This window comes from Amycolatopsis sp. 2-15, assembly GCF_030285625.1.
In the GTDB taxonomy this organism is placed as follows: domain Bacteria; phylum Actinomycetota; class Actinomycetes; order Mycobacteriales; family Pseudonocardiaceae; genus Amycolatopsis; species Amycolatopsis carbonis.
Genome location: NZ_CP127294.1, coordinates 5,379,862 through 5,399,630, shown reverse-complemented (window position 1 = coordinate 5,399,630; position 19,769 = coordinate 5,379,862). Strand labels below are relative to the sequence as shown.

Genomic DNA, 19,769 nt, shown 5'->3' with positions numbered 1-19,769 from the left:
TCCGGGAACTAAACAACCCCAAGACGGCGCGGCACCGAACGCGTGATTGCACTGGCGGAGTAAAGGGATGGCCAGCGGGTTACGGCTCGCCGTCAGAACAGGGTCAGACGAGCACCTGCCACCGTCAAAGACGGCAAACCAAACAATACGGTGAAATCGACGAGACCCGTTCGGCATTGCCGCTGGCCGTGCGAACTCAACCGCCGATCGAGCGCAGGGCCCGTCCACGACTTTTAGCCGAGCTACCAATTGGCCCACAGCTTACCTGTTTTAACTTCTAGCTTACCTATTTAACTCATCACTTTGCTTTTCGGCGATTAGTCGCTGGCGGCTTCAGGCCTGCCGGACGACGATCGCGAAACTGGCCTCCTCGATCACTCGCTCCGGTCATCGCCTGACCGCCGGCGCTGGGCCCTGTCAGCCCTCAGGACGGCGACCCCGGGCCGGCGGCCCGTGTCGTCCGCGGCGCTGCGGCCGGGAGGAGACACTGCCCTCCAGGTGTCACGACCGGTACGTGCCGTTAGTGGTGGGCGTCGACGGAGTCTGTGCGGGGTCTGCGCGGGCGGGGTGCTCGATCTCTGATCGCCGACCGTCACCTCGGCCTTCTACTTGGCGGTGACGGCGTGCTACTTCCCGGTCGCCACATCGGACGTGACCATGCCGGACTGTTCCCGGGCCTTCCGGTAACCGGAATCGACCACGTCAGCGGCCGCATCGCGCCCACCGAGCGCGCGACGATCCCCGGTGAAGTCCCCAGCTGTGTGAGGATCATGAAAACGGGCGATCCCCATGATCATGGCCGGACGACGGTGCGGACGATCTTCCCCGTCGGGGTGTCGCCCGTGGTGCGGCGCACCAGCCCCCCGATCGCGCGGGCGACTGTTGCGGCGACGAGGAAGATCAGGTAGGTCCACGCGGTTGTCTGACAGGAACGTGGCCTGCGCAAAACCTGCGCGATCGCCTTGTCAGTGCGGCAAAAGCTGCTCTTCAACTCCTCACCGAGCTTGGGCCGGTCCGGATTGCCCATGATCACCGGAGCCATCACCGCCGACAAGCCCAGGTAGTTCGCATCGAACGAGTCGAGCAGCTCCTCGATATCCGCAAGCTGCGCGAAGAGACCGATCTAGACCTGGCCGGTGTGGATCCGAAGATTCTGACGCGGACTTACGTGGAGCGGCCGGCCGCGGTGTGAACTTGCTTGATAAGGGACCCGGGCCGGAATCTGTTTTGGCCCGGGTCCCTTCGCCTCGTTTAGGCCACCGCACCGCGGAGTGTGTAGGTGCCGGAGTCGGCTGGGAACACCACGTAGTCATACGTTGTGCCGACCTCGGTACGGCTCGCCTTCAGCCCGGCGCCGGCTTTGGCAGCCGATTTGCCGGCGTTCTTCAGGTCCGCACCCAGATCTCGGACGAGGGGTTGGCCGGCACCGGCACGGTCCTCGAAACGGAGTTGCGCACGCGCGTCCACGCGCTCGAAATCGTGCCTTGGGGCCGAGCGGTACTCGCCCCTCGCGGAGGCCAGGTCACCGACCACCGCGGGCTTGACGATGATCTTCGAGTAGCCCTGGGACCCCGGGCGCCTGCTTGATCCCGGCCAGGCCTGAGGAGAACCACTCGTCAATCGCACCGAGCCTGAAGTGATTCTGCGAGTCGCCCGAGGTAGGAATGCCTGGGTGACGTCGCGGAGCTTGATAGTGGTGTCCTGTGATCGTCCACCAGCAGCGCGAACGCCTCGTGCGGCGCACGGCAGCGCTGACCCATCAGCACCCCAGTGGCCACCACTATCTTTTCACTGATCTTCACTTTCAACGGGCACGGAGCGATACTGGCTGCGAGGGGAGTACTTCCGCAGGGTTTGCCCGGTCAATACGGACATCCCGTTGATGTCCCCGGGAGTCCGCCCGACGTCGGCGCCACGAGTGTCGGTGTACCGGGTGAAGGAGACCTCGAACATGCGCCAGTGTGCGCGCTCGTTCGAGGAGGTCCTGATGCCCGCCTTGTCCATCGCCGACCCGGCCGCCGCAACGGCGGCAGCCCCGCCAGCTTCTGCGGAGGTCGTGGTGGCGGCTCCGACGGAGTCGGTGGGGTCCCCGTGGTTGTGGCTGATCAGCATCGCGGTCCTGGTGGTGTTGCTGGTCGCTGACTTCATGATGACGCGGCGTCCCCACGAAGTGTCCATGCGAGAGGCCGTTGGCTGGTCAGCGTTCTACCTGACGTTGCCGGTGGTGTTCGGCGCCTGGCTGTGGGCAGCGTTCGGGGGCGCGCAGGGGGTGGAGTTCCTGACCGGCTTCGTCGTCGAGAAGTCCCTGTCGGTGGACAACCTGTTCGTGTTCATGCTGCTGCTGGCCGCGTTCGTGGTCCCACCCGCGCTGCAGCAGCGGGTGTTGCTTTACGGCATTGTGGGCGCGCTGGTATTGCGGGGTGTGTTCATCGCGGCCGGCGCCGCACTGCTGGCGGCGGGAACCTGGGCGTTCCTCGTGTTCGGGCTGGTCCTCTTCGCGTCGGCGGTGAAGATCCTGCACCAGGCGCTGACCGGTGCGGATGCCGAGCCGGATACCTCGCGGATGCGATCAGTGCGGCTGCTGCGCAGGTTCGTCTCGATCACCGATGACTACAGGGGAGCCCGGTTGTCCGTGCGTGAGCATGGGAAACGGGTGTACACCCCGTTGGTGGTCGTGGTGGTGGCCGTGTTCACCACTGACGTGGTGTTCGCGGTCGACTCGGTGCCCGCGGTCTATGGCATCACCGAAGATCCCTATTTGGTGTTCGCCACCAACGCCTTCGCCTTGCTCGGTCTGCGCGCCCTGTACTTCGTGCTGCACACCGCGCTGGCGAAACTCCGCCACCTCAACCACGGCCTCGCCATCATCCTCGCGTTCATCGGGGTGAAACTGGTCTTGCACTGGGCACACGGCGTCTGGCCTTCCGTGCCGCAGATCCCCACCCCGATCTCCTTGGCGGTCATCGTCCTCATCCTGGCCACCGTCACCGCCACCAGCCTCCGAACACCCCACCGCACGCCCGAACCCGCCAACCACACCAACGGGCACACCGACATGCAGGCCCGCGAACACACGCCCGACGTCCCTCGAGACGCGAGTGACAGCCCGGCTGACAACCGACAGGACTAAGCCATGGCAACCGAACTGCTCGTCAACGCCCTGATCGAGCTCTTCCTCACCCTGCTCATCCTCGCTGCACTGGTGATCACCTGTGCGGCGTTGACCCCACCTCGACCACCCAATGGCCCAGACTCTTGAACCCGACGATCCGATCACAGTGACCTGTCACAGCCGGCAGCCTCGGACCACCGAGCCCGCACACGGCCCTCCGCATCCTGAAGCTCAATCCTGTGGACCACCCTCGGTGACCTGCCCGGCCTGCGCGCACGCGTGCCGTCTGTCGACTTCAAGAACTCCTGTCTCGAGCCGGCCACCGGCGAAACACAGCCGAACCCTTCCGACGCCAGATCGGCATCGAGATCATGCCCCCACCCCCACCACCAGGAGACTGATCGGGCCACGCTCAAGAGCGCGTGTCACACATTCGCGACCACGGAGCGAATGGGTGAGAATTTCGTCAACCAGGCGGCGGGTCACCGATTTCTCATATTGCCCTCGCTCCGGCTCTGGCGTTCGAGGTGCATGCAGACGGCGATGTTGCCCAGGACGAATCCCGCGAAGGCCACCGGTAACACCACGAGCACGCCGAACAGGATCAGCGCCAGCGCGATGACGTCCAAGGCGAAGTTCACCGCCAACCAGCCGCGACCCAGGGGCCACGCGACCTCACCGAAGGTCCGCCGCACCCAGACCGCGTCCGTGGCTTTCAACTGACGTTCGGTCGCTCGGAGACGTCGAGCCGCGTTCCGCGCTGAGACGGTCCTCCGCCCGCCCGGAACCGTTGAGTCCATCGCCGCCACCTCGATCCGGAAAACGGTGCTGTCGGCTGCGCTCGGCGCGTGGCATACCCGCACCGGGCGTCATCAACCATCGATTTTTTCAAGCACGGGTTTACCGACGGCCGGAGCGGGTAGGTGCGGGCCGTCAGCGATGAGGATGTTCCGCCGACGACGAAACCGAGGACCCGATGACCGGGTTACCGTGTTCTGTACCGGGGTAGTTCTGGAAAGTGCGAATCGTGATCACCGGTGCGAGCGGGAACATCGGGACGGCGCTGCTGCGCGAGCTGGGCTCCTCGTGGGAGGTGACCGGCGTCGCGCGGCGCGTTCCCGACCTCGCCGCCGAGCCGTACTCCGGTGTGTCCTGGCTGCAGCTCGACCTCGGTGAACCCGGGGCCGAGGAAGCACTGGCGCTGGAGTTCGACGGTGCGGACGCGGTCGTGCACCTCGCGTGGGCGATCTCGCCGGCGTGGCGCGAGCCGGCAATGTGGCGCACCAACGAGGACGGAACCCGACACGTGCTCGACGCCGCGGCGAAAGCGGGCGTCGGGCACGTGGTGTGCGCTTCGTCGGTGGCCGCGTACGGGCCGGGGCCGCGCGGCGAAAAGGTGGCTGAAGATTTCCCGCGCACGGGGATCCCGGCCAGCGCCTACAGCCGCGGCAAGGCGGAGCTGGAGACGGTGCTCGACGCATTCGCCGCGGCACACCCGCAAGTCGAGCTGGCACGGATCCGGCCGTGCGCGGTGCTACAGCGGCCGGCGGCGGGCGAGTTCACGCGCTGGCTGCTGGGCCCGGTGATCCCACCCGGGCTGCTGGGCGGGCGGTTGCTGCCCATCCCGCTGTGGAACGGCTTGCGAGTGCAGGCGGTGCACTCCGACGACGTGGCCTCGGCCGTGCGGCTGATCCTGGAGCAGCGCGCGACCGGACCGTTCAACCTCGCCGCGCCGGACGTGCTGGACGCCAACGCCCTCGCACGGCTCTTCGGCGGCCTGCGCCTGCCGGTAGGCAAGCCGGTGGCGCGGTTCGCGGCCCGCCTCGCCTGGACGGCCGGGTTGCAGCCGCTGCACCCCGGATGGCTCGAGCTCGCCGACCGGGCGGCACTCGTGGACACGACCCGTGCGGAGCTCGTGCTGGGGTGGCAGCCTCGGCACAGCACCGAAGAGACGCTGGCGGAGCTGGTCGAGGGGTTGCGCGGCAAAGCGGCCGGGGCGTCGCCACCGTTGGCCGGGACGGCCACCGGCTTGCGCGCGCGAGTGCGCGCACTCGCGCGCCGGCGGCCGACGCACCAGTCGCAGGCGTGAGGGGGCGTGGTGGAGACCGTCGACGCGATCGTGGTCGGGGCAGGGCACAACGGACTCGTGGCCGCGAACCTGCTGGCCGATGCCGGCTGGGACGTGCTGGTGCTGGAGGCGACGGACACGCCGGGTGGTGCGGTGCGCACCGCCGAGGTGACCGCGCCGGGCTTCCGCAACGACCTCTGCAGCGCGTTCTTCCCGATGTCGGCCGCGTCGCCGATCATGCGCGGGCTGGGACTGGAAAACCACGGCCTGCGCTGGCGGCACGCGCCCGACGTGCTCGCGCACGTGCTGCCGGACAACCGGTGCGCCCTGCTGTCGCGCGACGTCGACCGCACGGCCGCGTCCGTGGACCGGTTCTCCGCCGGTGACGGCGACGCGTGGCAGGAGTTGTTCGCGCAGTGGCAGCACCTGCGCGACCGACTGCTCGACGCGTTGTTCACGCCGTTCCCACCCGTGCGGCCGGCCGTCCGGTTGCTGCGGCGCACCGGCACCGCGGAGGCTCTGCGCCTCGCGCGGATGTTGACGTTGCCCGTCCGCCGGTTCAGCGAGGAACGGTTTTCCGGGGCGGGCGCGCGGTTGCTGCTGGCGGGCAACGCCGCGCACAGCGACCTGTCGGTGGACAACGCCGGCAGTGCGGTGTTCGGCTGGCTGCTGGCGATGCTGGCGCAGGACGTCGGGTTCCCGGTGCCCGAAGGCGGGGCCGGGGAGCTGGTGTCGGCGTTGGTGAAGCGTCTGGGCGACCGCGGCTCGGTCCAGTGTGGACGGGAAGTCGACGAAGTCCTCGTGGCCGGCGGGCGGGCGGTGGGCGTGCGGTGCGCCGACGGCGACGCGATCCGCGCCCGGCGGGCGGTGCTGGCCGACGTGCCGGCGCCTGCGCTGTACGGAAAGCTGGTCGCGCCGGAGTGGCTGCCTGCCCGGCTGCTCCAGGATCTCAACGGGTTCGAGTGGGACAGTGCGACCGTGAAGGTCGACTGGGCGTTGTCCGGCCCGGTGCCGTGGACGGCGCACGAGGCCGCGGGTGCCGGGACCGTCCACTTGGGCTGCGACGAGGACGGCTTGGCCGCCTTCGGCGCCGAACTCGGCCACGGCCGCGTGCCCCGGCGGCCGTTCCTGCTGCTGGGCCAGATGACCACGGCCGACCCGACCCGGTCACCAGAGGGGACCGAAGCGGCATGGGCCTACACCCACGTGCCGCGCGGTTCGGTCGCAACGCCGTCCGCGTTGTCGCGGCGGGCGGCAGCCATCGAGGACTCGATCGAACGCCAGGCGCCGGGCTTCCGCGACCGCATCCTGGCTCGCTACGTCCAGGGCCCGGCCGAACTCGCCGCGCACGACCCGAGCCTCGTCGGCGGTGCCATCAACGGCGGCACCACCGCGATCCACCAGCAGCTCTTCTTCCGTCCCGTGCCCAGCCTGGGCCGCGCCGACACCCCCGTGGACCGTCTTTACCTCGCCGGCGCTTCCGCCCACCCCGGTGGCGCCGTCCACGGCGGACCGGGTGCCAACGCGGCCCGCGCGGCGTTGGCGCGCAACGGAATCTTCGGTGGGGGTTACGCGACGCTGATCAAGGCGGCGCACCGCGCGGTGTACGGCTGAGAGCCGTCCGCGCGGCGTCTGTTCAGAATTCATGAACCGGCGCGCCCGCGCGAGGTTGGAAGCTACGACTCGACGGTCTTGCGCGCCCGGCCCTCCGCCAGCGCGGCCAGCCGCGCCAGCGACTCGCGGTTGCGCGGCCGCAGCACCAACGCCTGCAACGCTTCCGGGAGAAGCTTTCCCGGCCCCCGCAATGCGCGCTCGCGCATGCGTACCAGCGTGCCTCCCCCGGACCCGCCGTCGGCGGTCAGCGTCACCTCGACATCCGCCGTACCGAAGGGCCAGCCCTGCGCCTCCAGCCGGAGCGATTCCCCCGATGAGACGGCGAGGACGACCGTGGTGTCCTCCAGCTGCAACGGCCACACGCCGACACTGTGATGCAGGCGCGCGCCGACCGCAGGCCAGGCGGCATCGACGTCCCGAATGTGGGAGCTGCCGACCACCCAGCCCGAATACATCCAGCCGTCGGCGAGGACGGCGAACACCGCGGACGGTGGGGCGTCGACCACGCGGGTCACTTCGATCATCGGTCCCTCCTCGGCGGCCGGCGATCAGCCCGGCCGCAGTGGTCGTGGGCGCTCACTCGCGGTGGCACCCCTCGCGGTGCTGCGGACATTCGTGTCCGACGCGTTCCGGAGGCGTGGCTGACCTCGGGCATCGGTGGCCCCTTTCGTTTGCGGTCCGGTTACCCGCGGGTGAGCCGGGTAATCAGGCGCCGATGAGCCGCCGATGAAGTACGGCCAGATTCCTTCCAACGACGTAGCACACGACGGCCGTAGTTGTGGGTCCCGGCGACCCGGTCCAGCTCGGCGCTCGAAGGCTCACGACCGCTGCCGGCCTGCTCCACGTAGTACTGCCACATCCGCTCCTCTGCCGTGAGAGCGTCACGCGCTCCCGAGGTGTCATCGCCGCAGACCGATTCTTCGATGCGGCGCAGGTAACCCTCGGCCTGAGCCAGGCCGGGCCCGATCTCGACGGCCCGACTGACGTGGTGATCTTTCATCGCACGGTTGAGCAATTCGACGGCAAGCAACAGAGCAAGCGGCGGGCAAGCAGCCACCGTCACCCCGAAGACGCTCAGCGACGGCGCCGAGCCGATGTTCGCGCACAACGACAGCGAGATCCCGAACAGAAAGGCAGCCCAAGCCGGCCCCGACCTCTTGCTGGTTTGCCCCTTTCCTCGCTCCGCCAGAGCTCGTCGCGAGGGTCAGCAGACCGTCCACGATCAACGGCCAAATCGACGCAGTCGTCGCATCTGCACCGAATCGGCCAGCAAACGCGCGGCAGTGCTGGTACGACGCGTAAGTCGCACCCAGCGCGACCAAGCCCGTCGCGCCGCACTGGATCCACAGTGACCACGGACGCGCGGGTGGCTGCTTCATTGCTCCGATCGAGTGGTCGAACCCTGGCTCCTGAATCACCTCGACCGTCGCGCCGAATCACTTCGACGAGTGCGGCGACAGCTCGCGATGCCCATAAACGCGGAAAACCGCAGCTCAGAGGCCATTTCAGTTGATGTAGATGTCGTCCGAACCCGCCCGGGGGCACCCCTTTCCATCAGCACAAACCGGCCCCGCGACCAGCGAAACAGGTGCGGAGCGCTTCTCGTTTTGTCCGGCTGCACCGGGCCGTATCGCGCCGTCCACGGGCATCCGCCCCCAATACCCCCCAAAAATATTTTGGCTCTTATGAGCTATGTGTGGGTGCGGTTGGGTAGTTCGGGGCGGTAGCCGCCGAGGGCGAGGAGCGCGAGGGAGATCAGGGCGTGGGGGTGTTTGAATCCGAACGCGAGGCGTGTCAGCAGCCGGATCTTGGTGTTGGTCGACTCGATCAGTGCGTTGGACAGGCGGTGATCGAGGGTCGCGTGGATCGCCGGCAGTTCGGACTGAATGGTTCGTGCGAGTTTGACGAACTCCGGTATTCGGCACCGCCTGGCCCAGGACAGCCATCGTTGCAAGGCGTCTTTTCCGGCGTGGCCGCCGACGGCGAAGACGTGGCGGAGGCCTTCTTTGAGGAGGTAGGCGCGGTGGAGGCGGGGGTCGGTCTTGGCGATCCAGGCAAGTTTGTGGCGCTGGTGCTCGGTGAGGTTCTCCGGGTTTTTCCACAACGCCCATCGGGCTCGTTTCATGCCTTGTGCGGCGCCGGCCGAGGCCCGACGGCCACGCCTGTCTTTGTGGCTGCCACCCGGTTGACGGCGCGCGATGTTCCAGCTCTGGCGCCGGACCTGGTCCAGTGCGTCGGTAGCCCATTTGACCACGTGGAACGGGTCAGCGCAGCGGATCGCGTCCGGGCAGTACCGCTCGACAGTGCGGGCGATCCACGCAGCCGCGTCCGCCGAGACATGCCGCGGACCTCGACGTCGCGGTCGCCAGCCAGGCGACGGTGTCATCGAACGCACGGGTATGCCCTGCGCCGTGCCGCGCCCAGGGCACCGCACTGACCACGACTCCATGTTCGCGACACCGCACCCGGGACGCGTCCGCTTCCACGAACGCCCGCACGGTCCCCAGGTCCAGCGCACGCCATCGCCGCCGACCCCGGCCGGGGTCATACCGCGGGCAGCGCCGCGAGCACACTCCACACCGGTCACGATCCCGCCGCCGGACCCGCACCGCGGCCACCAGCACCTGCTCGGTCTCATCGAACTCGACCGACTCCACGACCGCTGTGCCGACACCCAGCAGCCGACCCCATACCCTGGTTGAGGGCACGTCGTTCTCCGTCTATCCAGTTTCTGTTCCTCGACAGCTCAGAAACCTAGACCCAGCAACGACGTGCCCTCCTGCTACCTGGGCAAACCCACCCACACATCACTACGAAGAGCCCAAATTTTCGACCACCCGCGTTCACTTGGATGTACCAGTGTCCTCGTCCCAGTCGAGCGCTCGCTCGATCCGCTGGTGCGCCTCCGACTCCAGGCCGGCGATCACCGCGGCGTAGGTCTGGTGCAGCACCGGGGTGGAGATGATGCGGCGCGGCACCGGCAGGCCGGGCCAGGACTGGCGGGCCGGCACCGCCGCGAGCACCGCGGCCGGGGGTGAGACCTCCACGTCGTGGGTGTCACCCTTCTCGTTCACTTTGGACTGGACCACGTCGGTGTGGTGGGCCAGCAGCCCGGCCAGCAGTTCCGGTTTGAGCGTCGAGGACGACAGCGGCAGCACCACGTCGTCGTCGCCCGCGGTCGGGCCCGCCGCCCCGGACACCTGTTCCACGACGACGGGTGCGCCGTCGCTGACGTAGGTGTCGGGGATGATGCGGGCGTCCAGCGCGGCGGTGAGCACCCGGATGGTTTCGGGGGCGGCGCCGGTGCGCAGCCGCGGGCGACCGCCCGCCCCCACCGACTACAGGTGCTTCGGCGAGGGCGAGCTGTCAGGCGTGCTGGGCATGACGGTTCTCCGATCGAGCAGGTGGTGGGTCGGTGGCGCTGCCGCACGGGGCGCGCTATTCCCCGTCTCGGGTGCGGCGTCAGGCAGCTGGTGCGGCGCCGATCGCGGTGTGGTTCCACAGCGGCAGTTGCTCTGCGCGGGTGCGGTGGCGGTGGCGGTGGCGGTGGCGGTGGCGGTGGCGGTGGCGGTGGCGGTGGCGGCGAAGCTTGTCCGTGAGCGCCGCGCGCCAGGTGAGCAGGTAGTGCAGGTGGTTGGCGCAGTTCTTCACCCACGGCCGCCGGCAGTCTTCGGTGGGTCTGCCACGACGGCGGGCGCCGTCGGACCAGGCGAGCGAGTCCGCCGAGTCGATGTAGGCGTGGTGCTTGAGCAGGCCGAGTTTGAATCCGAACCCGTGGATGCGTTGGACGCCGTGGCGGCGCACGGCGCGGAGGAACTCTCCCGCGAGGGTGGTGTCCTGCAGTCGGCGCACATTGCCGGCACACACGTGGTTCGTGGTGACGTCGATCCCGGCCAGCTGGTCGTAGAGGTCGGCGTGTCGCCGGTAGTCGTCGGGGGTTCGACCTTGTAGCCCGGGCCGCCCCGGCAGTTCCGGCGCAAGCGTTCGCAACTCGACCGCGTTGATCACGCCCAGGTATTGGTGCTCAGGCACCGACTTTCTTGGTGCCGTGGAACCACTGCCCCCGAACAGTAGATTTGCCGGCACCGACGCCACCTCGGCGGCCATGAGCCATGATGAAAAACGCAGTTTCGTGAGCAGAGACCACCGAACCGGCGAAATGTGGTTGACCATCTGCCGAGGCGACACCCACCATGGCCCATGACCACTGACCTTGTGCGGCACTACACCACCAACACGGAAAGCATTCGACTGGCTAGGACCCCGCACGGCCGCCTGGAGTTCCTTCGTACGCAGGAACTCCTCCGCCGGTTCCTCACGCCGCCAGCAACGGTGCTCGACGTGGGAGGCGGTACCGGAGTGCACGCCGAGTGGCTTGCCCGCGACAGGCACAGAGTGCATCTCATCGACATTGTTCCGGCACACGTCGACGCGGCGGCGACGTTGCCTGGAGTCACGGCACAGGTGGGTGATGCTCGTCAGTTGCCCTTCTCGGACAGCAGCTTCGACGCCGTGCTGATGCTTGGGCCTCTCTACCACCTTACTGATCCGGCTGACCGCGCACGAGCACTGACAGAAGCGCGGCGGGTGCTGCGGCCAGAAGGCGTGTTGGCAGCAGCAGGGATCAGCCGCTATCTCTCTGCCCTGGAGGCAGGGACCAACGGCACGCTCGATACGAACCTGATTCCGTCGGTCGAAACGGTAATCGCGACGGGGGACTACGACGGACACGTTGGATTCACCTCGACCCACTGGCACACCGCGGACGAGTTGCGAGCCGAGATCCAAGCCGCCGGTTTGGACGATGTCGAGGTCTATGGCGTCGAAGGACCAGCCTGGGCGGCGCTCGACGTCGCCGGCGTAGAGGAGTTCCCCACACGTATGCACGCGGCACTGCACTGCGCACGTCTGGTCGAACAGGATCCGCTGCTGATCAACGCGAGCGCGCACTTCCTGGCGTTTACGCGATCGCCATCCGACGCCTGATCCTCCGCCTGCACCGAACTGGCCGCGAAACTGGACTGCGTCCGTGCCTGCCAGGCCTCGCACGACTTCAACGAGGGGATCCGCGCCTTCGGTGAGCAGCACACCCCCTTCTTCACGGGAAAATGACCGCGCCGAGGAGTATCACCATGGAGAACAGCCGCACGGGTTGTCGTGTTCTCCCATCGTGAGGCGGTACCGCACAAGTTGGGCGGCACCGACGTACTCGCCAATGCCGGTGCGGTTGATCCGATCTCGGCTGTCCCGGTCGGGGATCGCACGTCGCAGGTCGCCCCCATCGAGCCGATCACAGTCGCGATCGAGTAGCACTCGCTTGAACGCGCTCAGCACGTCCCACTCTGGTGGGCGGAGCTTGTCGACGGGCCGGAATCGAGCCCATTCGTGCCCGGAGCGTCGCGACGAGCCAGTTCGACTCGCGCAGCCGGTGAACCATCCCCGCAGTCACCCGCCACCAGCCAGGAATCGGTCCAAATCGTCCAGCCAAATGACATGGCCACGGGGGAGGGCGTCTGCTTTGTCCAGATCGACGAGCGCAGTCGGACCATCCGGCAGCAGCAGCGGAGCGTCCGGCAGCACCTGGGCGACTACTGCAGCGTGTACTGAACCAGAGCCAGTCCCCCAGCCACCGCCGGCACCGCAATCACCGTGAGTTGGTCCTCCGGGCGTAGCCCGTGCCTACCCACCGCGACCCTCCCCGTGCTTCCGCTGGCGTCGCACGGCACCAGGAAAACGAAACCAGCCAACCCATCCTGGCTTGTCCTTACGATGATCGCAGGATACGACCGTCGAAGGCCAACCCACATCATCTGATGAAGAGCGGCACGACCTTGGAGACAGCCTCAGTCCGGTCAACGGTGTAGCGCCGCTACCGCTGAAGTCTGACACGAGGACCAGACTGTCCACATAGGACAAAGTCTGGTCCTCTGCTTGAAAGCAACGATCAGATGACACGAATCATGTCTGAGACCAGCACGGGCGCTTGCAGGAGAACGAACGGCGCATATGAGACCAGCCCGTACCCTTCAGGCACAAACATGCCAGGTTGCCGCTACCCGGCGCGGCCAAGGGTTTCACCGGCCGGCTGCCCTGCGGCCGGCGGCCCGGAGGGCGACGGCGGAGTGGGGTCGGCGAATACCGGGTCGGCGCCGCCCTGGTCGAGTCGGAACGGCGGGTAGCGGTCGGTCATCAGTGCGGTGTAGGCGGCCACACGCAGCGCCCAGCGGTCGATGCCGAGTACGAAGTCGTACAGCGACTTCGGGTACCGGCCGGTGAACAGCAGCACAATCGCGGCGATCAGCAGGAGCAGCGTGAGGAGGCCGGCACCGCCGGCGCCGGCGTACCAGCCACGGTCGGTGGTGGCGCCGGAGCCGGCCCACAGTCCGCCGCCGACCAGGATCGACAGCACGATGTAGTGCGGCAGGACCAGCAGCCACCACTTGACCAGCACCAGGCCGCGGGACAGCCGCTCAGGGTAGGGCACGTCGAGGTGTGCCGGGTAGTCGGCCATCTCGGCGAGGGTGAAGGGCGGATAGCGGTCGGTGCCCAGGGCGCTGTAGCCGTAGTAGTTCACCCGCCAGCTCCAGCGCAGCACGCCGACGTTGAAGTCGAACAACGGTCGCGGATAGCGCGCGGTGATCAGAATGGCGAAGAACGCGATCACGCTGACTACGCAGAAGGCGACCCACAGGAAGAACAGCACGATGAAGTGCGGGATCAGCAGCAACCATTTGACCAGCCACAGGCCGCGGGAGCCGGACGGCTCGAGCGCCGCGTCGACGCGGACCGGGTAGGGCGTACGGGGATCGGTCATGGTGTGCTCCCTGTGGCGGGTGCCGGGGGGAGGACGGAGACGACGAGCTTGCCTCGGGTCTTCCCGTCGAGCAGGTGGCGGATGGCCGCGGCGACCTCGGTCAGTGGGTAGGTGCGGTCGATCGCAAGGGTGAGCTTTCCGCCCTCGATGAGCGCGCCGAGCGCGATCAGGTCGACGGCGGTTTCCTTCGCGACGAAGGTGCCCAGCTGCTGGCGGACGAACGGCGAGAGCAGCTTCGCCCGGATCTGGCGGTCGCTGCCGCCGAGCAGCCGGCCGCCGGTCTCTCCGCCGACTATGACCAGTCGTCCCCGTGGTGTCAGAGCCCGCCGTAGATCGGACAGCCGGGCGTTGCCGCCGATGTCGAGGATGACGTCGTAGCGGTGTCCGCCGTCGGCGAAGCCGGCACGGGCGTAGTCGATGACGTGGTCGGCGCCCAGGGCGCGGATCATCTCCACCTTGCCGACGCTGCAAACGGCGGTGACGTTCGCGCGGCATGCCTTCGCGATCTGCACGGCGAACGTTCCGACACCGCCCGAGGCGCCGATGATCAGCACCTTCTCACCGGCCCGGACGCGTCCGTGGTCGCGAACGGCCTGCAGGGCAGTTGCCCCCGAGCCCGGAACGGCGGCAGCCTGTTCGAAGGAGAGGTTCGCCGGCTTCGGGGCGAGCTTGCCGGGGCGGGCGGTCGCATACTGCGCGAAGGTGCTGGTGGACGTCCCGAACACCTCGTCGCCCGGGGCGAAGCCGGTGACGCTGCGGCCGACCGCCTCGACCGTTCCGGCCAGGTTCCTGCCTGGGTTGGCGTACTTCGGGCGGCGAAGTCCGAAGCCTGCGAGCCGGATCGGATAGGGCAGGCCGGACATGATGTGCCAGGTACCCCGGTCCACGCCGGCGGCGTGCACTCTCACCAGGATGTCGTCGTCTCCGATGGTGGGAGTGTCGATCTGCGCGACCCGGAAGAGGTTCTCGGGAGCGGCGCTGTAGTGGTCCTGCACCACCGCCGTCATCGTTGCCCCTCCGGTCTCGAGAGGGGGACCCCTGAGCCTGTCGACGTGAGTTGTGCGCATCGTGACCTTCGCTTTCACCGTTGATCACTGAACGGTGTACAGGATTTGTACGCCGTACAAAGAACCGCCTACCCTACTGGTACCGAAGTCAAGAGGAGGAAGGCACCAGTGTCCGAATCAGGGAGGCGACGCCCTCGCGGTCCGCGGCGCGCACTCACCGAGGACGAGATCCTCGACGCGGCGCTGAGCCTGCTCGACCACGGCCCGGATACGGCGTCCGTGCGGGCGATCGCCGCGCGGGTGGGCGTGGCCCCGAACGCGATCTACACCTACTTCCCGGACAAGGCCGCCGTGGTCGATGCGCTCGTCGAGCGGCTGCTCGGCGAGGTGGACCACGACGTCTTCGCCGACCGTGCGCAGCCCTGGCGCGAACGCGTGGAAGCGCTGGCCCTGGAACTGCGAGCGAAACTGTCCGCACATCCGGGCGCGGTCAGCCTGATGGTCGGCAGCCGGATGGATGGGCCTATCGCGCAGGCCCTCACCGAACGGCTCCTGCAGCTGCTGGCCGACGCCGGACTCGACGCCACCGACGCCGCGCAGGCGTCCTACCTGCTGTTCGTCTACATCTTCGGCTCACTCGTCCTGGAAGTCGCCGATGTGCAGCACAAGGTCCCGCTGCCGGCGGAGTCGGAACGGATCGCCACCCGCCGGCTCGCCTTCTCGGCGAGGCCGCCTGAACACTTCCCGCACAGTGCCGCCGCGGCGGCGACAATGGCCGGCTACATCTCCACCGAGCAGTACCTCTGGGGCCTTCGCCGGATCCTCGATGGCCTCACCACCCGCGTGGCTACGGGGCGGAAGTCCGTCGGATCCGACTGAGCCGCCTCCCCTCGACGCAGCCCGCAGGCTTAGACCGTCTTCAGAATCGCCGTCGCATCCGTAGGTTGCGGATGGGCGCTCGTGAAGGATCGGCGATCCGGCCCCGTGCTTCTGTCCTTCCCGCGTTGCGGTTACTGCTGCGGTGCCGGGTGGTGGCGATGGTTGAGAACGGTTAGGGGGTCCAGGGTGGCGGTGGCCAGTTGGGTGGCGATATCGGAGAGCCGCGTGGAATGGTCGCGGGCGTACGTGCGCATGACTTCGAATGTCTGGCCCATGTCGAGGCCCCCGGCGTGAAAGAGCACACCTTTGGCTTGCTCGATGATGACGCGACTGTTCAAGGCGGTCTGCAGTTGCTCGGTGAGGACTTCGCCGCGGTGGATAGCGCGTTCCTGGAGAATGCCGATGGTGGCGGTGTCGGCGAGCGCTTGGGCGAGGTGCAGGTCGGCCTGGGTCAGGGGGCCGGCGTGGTAGCCGAAGAGGTTGAGTGCGCCGATGACCTCGTGCCGCAATCGCAAGGGCACGGCGTGCACGGCGGCGAACCCCAGACTGACGGCTTGCGGCGCGAAAGAGGGCCACCGTTGCACGCTACGGGTCAGGTCGTCGACGAGGATGGGCTCTCCTGCACGGTAGGCGTCCACGCACGGGCCTTCGTTGGCCTGCAGCTGGAACAACTCCAGCAGCCGGACGCCCTCGGTGGAGGAGGCCAGCACCTGCAGGCTCCCCCGCTGGTCGGCCAGCATCAACCCGGCCGCGGCCGCGTCGAGCAATTCGACGGCGTGCGTGACAAGCCGATGCAACACATCGGCGACGTCGTAATCGTCGACGAGGGTGTCGGCCATTTCGACGAAAGCTGCGACCATCCGGGTCTCTCGGACGCTGGCAGTGGAGGACTTGTCAGTCATCGTCGGTATCTCCCATCCTCTCAATCCAGAGTAGTGGTGCTGATCCGCTCGAAGCCGGTCGTTTCTGTGCCGGTGCGGTATCAAGCGGTGAGGTCACGGGCTGATCTCGCGGGGGTGCGTGCGGCGCGTGACCAGGTCGGCGGCGACCTCGTTGATGAGCCGGCCGTTGGCGAAGGCGTAGCCGCGTAGCCGCGCCAGCGCCTCGTGGGCCGGGATGGCGTACTCGGCGATCAGCATGCCGGTGACTTGATGCACCTGCTCGCTGTTTCGCGGCAGCACTGCCAGCCAAACCTCGCCGAGTCCGGTGTCCAGGCCACCGCGGTGCGGCGCGATCAGGGCGGAGGCGGCGATGTCGGCGATCCGCAGCGCGGTGGCCAGTTCGGTCGGCGTCAGCCAACCGGGGGTCCGCCGGTACATGTCGATCGCACCGACCCGGGCGGCACCGAGCAGCAGGGGGAACGCGAAGATCGCGCCAACCGGCTGACCTGCCATCTGCGTGGCGAACACCGGCCAGGCACTGGCGGCGTCCGCGGCGAGGTCCGCGATCAATACCGGCCGGCCGGTCGTGAACGCCTCGAAACAGGGCCCTTCGCCGAGGCTGAACTGCAACGTCTCGATGTGCCCCACGACCGGGTCGCTGGCGTACAAGGTTTCCCGGTGCTCGGCGCCGGTCATCAGCGAGACCGACGCCCCGTCGACCGGTAACAGCTGCACACAGGCGCGGCACAACCGGGCGAGGGGGTCCGCGACGTCGGTGTGGTCGCGGAAAGCGTCAGCGACCGCGGCACGCAACCGGGCCAGCAGGACCTCCCGGTCGGACATCTCGGTCATTACGGCGCACGGCCGTGCTCTGCGGAGAGTGATTGACGCTGCGCACTCCGCATGTGCCACCACCCTCACCTGGGGTACCGCCGACCAGAGGTTTCCCGGCGGTGACGGGATCCGGGCCCCGCACCAAGACGCATTGCCGCGTCAGCGTAACTGTTCACAGGTGTCGCCGCCGGACCCGCCGTGCCCGGAGACGTCCGGCTGTTCGAGCATCTCGTCCAGCGGCCTGACGCGGGGCCAGGCCATGGCCATGCGGCCGCATTTCGCCCAATCCCCCGGCGGCTCTGCTCACTGCTCTGAGCAGCCCGTCCCGGAGACCCCCGCGGCCTCGGCCTTGTCGCTGGCATTGCTCACTGAACTGGGGAACACGCTGGCCCAATTTCACCCGCCGTGCGGAGGCGCGAGGTGTCGCAGCGATCGCGTGTGTCCACCTTCGGACGGCGCCGTCGAAACAGCCTTTTGTGTCTCCCGGTTACTGTAGCCGCAGCCTATGCCCGATGGCGAAAGAGTTGATCACGGTGGTCGAAGCACCGTTGCCTTGTACAAACTTCATGGCCGACGGAGTCGGACTTCGATTCGCTCAGGCCGAGGTGTCAGCGTGCGCCACATCAGCGGGTCAGCTGTCACCGTTCACAGTGGAGCGGATGCGTAGAAGGGCACGGTCAGCGTCGGCGCTGCCGCCGCGTGCGCACTTGCGGCTCGCGCGGATGCGTTGCCGCGAGTTCACCGGGCCGGGCGGCCGGGTTCCGGAACAAGCTGTCGTAACGGGTTTCCTGCGGCTCGACGAGGGCGTCGGGCCAAGAATCTTCTGCGACAGGATGGCTGAAGAGTGGCTTGCCCAAGGGTGAGGTACTGATGGTTTCCTTTCGAGACAACGTGATCGATGTCCGCCACCGAGTATCGGGAGCGGGCCACGTCGCACCATCGCCGTACCCTGGTGGGCGCTGTCGGCTGGCACCGCGGACGCGGTCGGAGCCGGAGCGGCTCGACGGCCTTGAGGCCGATGGGTGACGATGGTGTGTCGTGGGCCCGGCGACATGCCGTGCTCCCGTCCTCGGCCGGATCCGACCGGAGGAGGACCGAGGACGGCGCAGGCTCTATCGCCCACACACGAGATGCTCTCGGACACCTTCCACACTACACCGACAAGCCAGCGAGCGCGCTGTCGAGGCGCACCCCGCGACGAGTGCTCCGTGCGACGGCCGGACACCCGTTGCGGGACAACGGGACGAATGAAGCAGGCCGGCGCCGAACGCGGCCACGTCGACGGCGGCCGGTGGCCGCGCGCGACGGATCTGGCGGCGGAGCTGCCGTCCCTGGCGACCGCGCTCGAACAGCGGGACGGAAATCCTTCCGGCAACTGGGTTTCCGCGCACCCGTGAGCGACCGCAGGGCCGGTGCGGTGTCCCTGGTGGACGGTTCGGCCCACCAGTGGCCGCCGGAATCAGCGCCATGTCGGACGGCTGATGACCGAAGAACCGCTCGCGGCGGTCCGTGCACGTTGTCCTCGTGGCGTACCGTGGTCCGGCCGGGCGTGCTGTCGTGACTTTCCCGGACCTGGCCACGTGTAGTGTCAGTGGTGTCCGGACGCATCCCGTGCGATGGCAGTAGGCCCCACCCGTGCCCGGCTCGTAGCACGCCTGGCGATCATCAGCGCCGAAGGCGAGTCGCCGGTCGCAGCGGCGCTGGGCGAGGCATCGGACACGATGATGACGCACCCGCTTGCGGTTGCTGTGCGATCCGCAGAGCCTCGTGGAGCTCGGTGTGGACAAGAACACCACCGTGGTGTTCCCGCCCAGCTGATGAGCACCATCGGCGAGCCGGGCCCTTCGTCGCCCGCGAGAACGCGGCCGCGAACGCCCCGCCGCCTCTGTTCGTCGCGCCGGTGGTGACGTCGAACGGAGCCAAGGCGGCCGACCAGTGAGGAGCACGAATTGATCACCGAACTCGCCCCATCGCCGACAGGCGTGCGGACCGGCGTCGGCGGCTGCCCTGTTTGTCCACATGAGACAGCCGGCCACGACACGATCGCGAGCCGCTTCTGCGCGGCGACGGCCGCGGGTGAGCTCCACCGTGGCTGCGCCTGCCCTGCAAGAAGCCGGGAAACCGAGGAAAGAGGAAGAGATCATGACCAGTGAGGTGGTCTTCGTGTCGCGGTACGACCAGCGGGTCGTACTGGTACGCGATGTGCTGAAAGCAGACACGGGCTTGACCGAAGCGGCGTGCCAAGCACTTGCGGTGCGGCTACTGCACCTCATCGACGAGGCACCCGAGAAAGTGCGGCGGTAGGAGTTCGCCGTGCCGGTCCAGAAGGCAGCTCGGCGACGCCCCCGACTACTGCGGGCAAGCCGCTGATGCGGGCTCTGTCCTGACCTGTCAGCTCGACACGACGAGCGTGCACACCCATCCCAAACTCATCCTGCGCAGCGGAGGCCAACCCGGGTACATGCCGATTCGCCACGGCGGAGGTGTCGAAGGCGCCGCGGCCCGGTGACCAACGGCCCTCGTCGGGAGCCGGGGCATCGGTAACGCTGAGCAGGCCCTT

The 19,769-nt window shown here is 68.0% G+C and carries 20 protein-coding genes and 2 pseudogenes; 9 read left to right on the top strand and 13 right to left on the bottom strand.

The annotated features are described in order from the left end of the window. Positions 1 to 793: 793 nt before the first annotated feature. Together QRX50_RS26860 and QRX50_RS26855 are read right to left on the bottom strand one after the other, a co-directional pair. Positions 794 to 1,054 carry a hypothetical protein gene (locus tag QRX50_RS26860; protein ID WP_285965939.1) on the bottom strand — a complete coding sequence of 87 codons (261 nt, stop codon included), beginning with the start codon at positions 1,052 to 1,054 and terminating at the stop codon, positions 794 to 796. A gap of 197 nt (positions 1,055 to 1,251) precedes the next feature. Then, positions 1,252 to 1,533 (bottom strand): hypothetical protein, encoded by a 282-nt coding sequence (locus QRX50_RS26855; protein ID WP_285965938.1) that lies wholly within the window; start codon positions 1,531 to 1,533, stop codon positions 1,252 to 1,254. Positions 1,534 to 1,951: 418 nt separating this feature from the next. Here QRX50_RS26855 and QRX50_RS26850 point away from each other — a divergent pair, with 418 nt between their 5' ends. Further along, positions 1,952 to 3,130 carry a TerC/Alx family metal homeostasis membrane protein gene (locus tag QRX50_RS26850; RefSeq protein ID WP_285965937.1) on the top strand — a complete coding sequence of 393 codons (1,179 nt, stop codon included), beginning with the start codon at positions 1,952 to 1,954 and terminating at the stop codon, positions 3,128 to 3,130. A 3-nt stretch (positions 3,131 to 3,133) separates the two neighbouring features. Further along, a complete protein-coding gene (locus QRX50_RS26845) occupies positions 3,134 to 3,259 on the top strand; it encodes a hypothetical protein (RefSeq protein WP_285965936.1) in 126 nt (41 codons plus the stop codon). A gap of 335 nt (positions 3,260 to 3,594) precedes the next feature. Here the strand turns inward: QRX50_RS26845 and QRX50_RS26840 are convergent, their stop codons facing one another. Continuing rightward, positions 3,595 to 3,831 (bottom strand): hypothetical protein, encoded by a 237-nt coding sequence (locus tag QRX50_RS26840; protein WP_285965935.1) that lies wholly within the window; start codon positions 3,829 to 3,831, stop codon positions 3,595 to 3,597. A gap of 299 nt (positions 3,832 to 4,130) precedes the next feature. Between QRX50_RS26840 and QRX50_RS26835 the strand changes: the two genes are divergently transcribed. Both QRX50_RS26835 and QRX50_RS26830 read left to right on the top strand, forming a co-directional pair. Next, positions 4,131 to 5,201, top strand: a complete 1,071-nt coding sequence (locus QRX50_RS26835; RefSeq protein WP_434533142.1) for an NAD-dependent epimerase/dehydratase family protein — start codon at positions 4,131 to 4,133, stop codon at positions 5,199 to 5,201. A 9-nt stretch (positions 5,202 to 5,210) separates the two neighbouring features. After that, positions 5,211 to 6,794, top strand: a complete 1,584-nt coding sequence (locus tag QRX50_RS26830) for a phytoene desaturase family protein (RefSeq protein ID WP_285965933.1) — start codon at positions 5,211 to 5,213, stop codon at positions 6,792 to 6,794. Positions 6,795 to 6,856: 62 nt separating this feature from the next. On the opposite strand, the gene QRX50_RS26825 is transcribed toward QRX50_RS26830, so the two are convergent. The 6 genes and pseudogenes from QRX50_RS26825 to QRX50_RS26800 form a co-directional block, all read right to left on the bottom strand. After that, on the bottom strand, positions 6,857 to 7,318 hold the full coding sequence (locus tag QRX50_RS26825; RefSeq protein ID WP_285965932.1) for an SRPBCC family protein: 462 nt from the start codon (positions 7,316 to 7,318) through the stop codon (positions 6,857 to 6,859). A 158-nt stretch (positions 7,319 to 7,476) separates the two neighbouring features. Beyond that, the gene (locus tag QRX50_RS26820; protein WP_285974777.1) at positions 7,477 to 7,902 is read right to left on the bottom strand and encodes a hypothetical protein; all 426 of its coding nucleotides are present in this window, start codon (positions 7,900 to 7,902) and stop codon (positions 7,477 to 7,479) included. Positions 7,903 to 8,050: 148 nt separating this feature from the next. Then, positions 8,051 to 8,173 (bottom strand): annotated as a pseudogene (locus QRX50_RS26815) (DUF2637 domain-containing protein); the annotation flags it as partial. Between the two features lie 311 nt (positions 8,174 to 8,484). Then, positions 8,485 to 9,502, bottom strand: a pseudogene (locus QRX50_RS26810) (transposase). Positions 9,503 to 9,637: 135 nt separating this feature from the next. After that, entirely contained in the window at positions 9,638 to 10,129 is a 492-nt protein-coding gene (locus tag QRX50_RS26805) for a hypothetical protein (RefSeq protein ID WP_285965931.1), read from the bottom strand. A 127-nt stretch (positions 10,130 to 10,256) separates the two neighbouring features. Beyond that, a complete protein-coding gene (locus QRX50_RS26800; RefSeq protein ID WP_285965930.1) occupies positions 10,257 to 10,826 on the bottom strand; it encodes a deazapurine DNA modification protein DpdA family protein in 570 nt (189 codons plus the stop codon). Positions 10,827 to 10,994: 168 nt separating this feature from the next. Here QRX50_RS26800 and QRX50_RS26795 point away from each other — a divergent pair, with 168 nt between their 5' ends. Continuing rightward, a complete protein-coding gene (locus QRX50_RS26795) occupies positions 10,995 to 11,780 on the top strand; it encodes a class I SAM-dependent methyltransferase (protein ID WP_285965929.1) in 786 nt (261 codons plus the stop codon). A 1,066-nt stretch (positions 11,781 to 12,846) separates the two neighbouring features. Here the strand turns inward: QRX50_RS26795 and QRX50_RS26790 are convergent. Beyond that, a complete protein-coding gene (locus QRX50_RS26790) occupies positions 12,847 to 13,608 on the bottom strand; it encodes a DUF4389 domain-containing protein (protein ID WP_434533141.1) in 762 nt (253 codons plus the stop codon). Continuing rightward, positions 13,605 to 14,615, bottom strand: a complete 1,011-nt coding sequence (locus QRX50_RS26785; RefSeq protein WP_285965928.1) for an NAD(P)-dependent alcohol dehydrogenase — start codon at positions 14,613 to 14,615, stop codon at positions 13,605 to 13,607. Before QRX50_RS26785 ends, QRX50_RS26790 begins: the two co-directional genes overlap by 4 nt. A 168-nt stretch (positions 14,616 to 14,783) precedes the next feature. On the opposite strand from QRX50_RS26785, the gene QRX50_RS26780 reads away from it, so the two are divergent. After that, on the top strand, positions 14,784 to 15,494 hold the full coding sequence (locus QRX50_RS26780) for a TetR/AcrR family transcriptional regulator (protein ID WP_285965927.1): 711 nt from the start codon (positions 14,784 to 14,786) through the stop codon (positions 15,492 to 15,494). Positions 15,495 to 15,625: 131 nt separating this feature from the next. Here the strand turns inward: QRX50_RS26780 and QRX50_RS26775 are convergent, their stop codons facing one another. Then, positions 15,626 to 16,396: a GAF and ANTAR domain-containing protein gene (locus QRX50_RS26775; RefSeq protein WP_285965926.1), complete on the bottom strand. Its 771-nt coding sequence runs from the start codon at positions 16,394 to 16,396 to the stop codon at positions 15,626 to 15,628. Between the two features lie 93 nt (positions 16,397 to 16,489). Beyond that, positions 16,490 to 17,218, bottom strand: a complete 729-nt coding sequence (locus QRX50_RS26770) for a GAF domain-containing protein (RefSeq protein WP_285965925.1) — start codon at positions 17,216 to 17,218, stop codon at positions 16,490 to 16,492. Positions 17,219 to 18,456: 1,238 nt separating this feature from the next. Between QRX50_RS26770 and QRX50_RS26765 the strand changes: the two genes are divergently transcribed. From QRX50_RS26765 to QRX50_RS26755, 3 genes are all read left to right on the top strand, one after another. Next, the gene (locus QRX50_RS26765; RefSeq protein ID WP_285965924.1) at positions 18,457 to 18,606 is read left to right on the top strand and encodes a DUF5994 family protein; all 150 of its coding nucleotides are present in this window, start codon (positions 18,457 to 18,459) and stop codon (positions 18,604 to 18,606) included. A 585-nt stretch (positions 18,607 to 19,191) separates the two neighbouring features. After that, the gene (locus tag QRX50_RS26760) at positions 19,192 to 19,362 is read left to right on the top strand and encodes an RGCVC family protein (protein WP_285974567.1); all 171 of its coding nucleotides are present in this window, start codon (positions 19,192 to 19,194) and stop codon (positions 19,360 to 19,362) included. After that, positions 19,352 to 19,513 carry a DUF6307 family protein gene (locus tag QRX50_RS26755; protein WP_285965923.1) on the top strand — a complete coding sequence of 54 codons (162 nt, stop codon included), beginning with the start codon at positions 19,352 to 19,354 and terminating at the stop codon, positions 19,511 to 19,513. Before QRX50_RS26760 ends, QRX50_RS26755 begins: the two co-directional genes overlap by 11 nt. The last annotated feature ends 256 nt before the right edge of the window (positions 19,514 to 19,769 follow it).

Bases quoted from the DNA above. Each gene is read 5' to 3' on its own strand.
- QRX50_RS26770 (WP_285965925.1), bottom strand. From the start codon at position 17,218: ATGTCCGACCGGGAGGTCCTGCTGGCCCGGTTGCGTGCCGCGGTCGCT.
- QRX50_RS26755 (WP_285965923.1), top strand. From the start codon at position 19,352: ATGACCAGTGAGGTGGTCTTCGTGTCGCGGTACGACCAGCGGGTCGTA.
- QRX50_RS26790 (WP_434533141.1), bottom strand. From the start codon at position 13,608: ATGACCGATCCCCGTACGCCCTACCCGGTCCGCGTCGACGCGGCGCTC.
- QRX50_RS26785 (WP_285965928.1), bottom strand. From the start codon at position 14,615: ATGACGGCGGTGGTGCAGGACCACTACAGCGCCGCTCCCGAGAACCTC.
- QRX50_RS26795 (WP_285965929.1), top strand. From the start codon at position 10,995: ATGACCACTGACCTTGTGCGGCACTACACCACCAACACGGAAAGCATT.
- QRX50_RS26765 (WP_285965924.1), top strand. From the start codon at position 18,457: ATGAAGCAGGCCGGCGCCGAACGCGGCCACGTCGACGGCGGCCGGTGG.
- QRX50_RS26775 (WP_285965926.1), bottom strand. From the start codon at position 16,396: ATGACTGACAAGTCCTCCACTGCCAGCGTCCGAGAGACCCGGATGGTC.
- QRX50_RS26845 (WP_285965936.1), top strand. From the start codon at position 3,134: ATGGCAACCGAACTGCTCGTCAACGCCCTGATCGAGCTCTTCCTCACC.
- QRX50_RS26825 (WP_285965932.1), bottom strand. From the start codon at position 7,318: ATGATCGAAGTGACCCGCGTGGTCGACGCCCCACCGTCCGCGGTGTTC.
- QRX50_RS26850 (WP_285965937.1), top strand. From the start codon at position 1,952: ATGCGCCAGTGTGCGCGCTCGTTCGAGGAGGTCCTGATGCCCGCCTTG.